General features: G+C 56.2%; 1 rRNA gene. It reads right to left on the bottom strand.

Annotated features, from left to right (window positions below):
• Window positions 1-23: 23 nt before the first annotated feature.
• Window positions 24-1,199: ribosomal RNA gene (locus ACIBW6_RS34850) — 23S ribosomal RNA — on the bottom strand; the annotation flags it as partial.

The raw sequence follows: 1,199 nt of genomic DNA, 5'->3' as shown, positions 1-1,199 counted from the left end.
CAACACAGTGGACGCGAGCAACTGAGGACAAGCCCTCGGCCTATTAGTACCAGTCACCTCCACCCGTTACCGGGCTTCCAGATCTGGCCTATCAACCCAGTCGTCTACTGGGAGCCTTAACCCCTCAAAGGGGGTGGGAGTCCTCATCTTGAAGCAGGCTTCCCGCTTAGATGCTTTCAGCGGTTATCCTTTCCGAACGTAGCCAACCAGCCATGCCCTTGGCAGGACAACTGGCACACCAGAGGTTCGTCCGTCCCGGTCCTCTCGTACTAGGGACAGCCCTTCTCAAGACTCCTACGCGCACAGCGGATAGGGACCGAACTGTCTCACGACGTTCTAAACCCAGCTCGCGTACCGCTTTAATGGGCGAACAGCCCAACCCTTGGGACCGACTCCAGCCCCAGGATGCGACGAGCCGACATCGAGGTGCCAAACCATCCCGTCGATATGGACTCTTGGGGAAGATCAGCCTGTTATCCCCGGGGTACCTTTTATCCGTTGAGCGACGGCGCTTCCACAAGCCACCGCCGGATCACTAGTCCCGACTTTCGTCCCTGCTCGACCCGTCGGTCTCACAGTCAAGCTCCCTTGTGCACTTACACTCAACACCTGATTACCAACCAGGCTGAGGGAACCTTTGGGCGCCTCCGTTACTCTTTAGGAGGCAACCGCCCCAGTTAAACTACCCATCAGACACTGTCCCTGATCCGGATCACGGACCCAGGTTAGACATCCAGCACGACCAGAGTGGTATTTCAACGACGACTCCCCAACCACTGGCGTGGCTGGTTCAAAGTCTCCCACCTATCCTACACAAGCCGAACCGAACACCAATATCAAACTGTAGTAAAGGTCCCGGGGTCTTTCCGTCCTGCTGCGCGAAACGAGCATCTTTACTCGTAGTGCAATTTCACCGGGCCTATGGTTGAGACAGTCGAGAAGTCGTTACGCCATTCGTGCAGGTCGGAACTTACCCGACAAGGAATTTCGCTACCTTAGGATGGTTATAGTTACCACCGCCGTTTACTGGCGCTTAAGTTCTCAGCTTCGCCAAACCGAAGTTCGACTAACCGGTCCCCTTAACGTTCCAGCACCGGGCAGGCGTCAGTCCGTATACATCGCCTTACGGCTTCGCACGGACCTGTGTTTTTAGTAAACAGTCGCTTCTCGCTGGTCTCTGCGGCCACCCCCAGCTCAGA

Source organism: Streptomyces sp. NPDC049813 (assembly GCF_044465085.1).
GTDB lineage: Bacteria > Actinomycetota > Actinomycetes > Streptomycetales > Streptomycetaceae > Streptomyces.
This window is presented reverse-complemented; position numbering and strand designations above follow the sequence as displayed.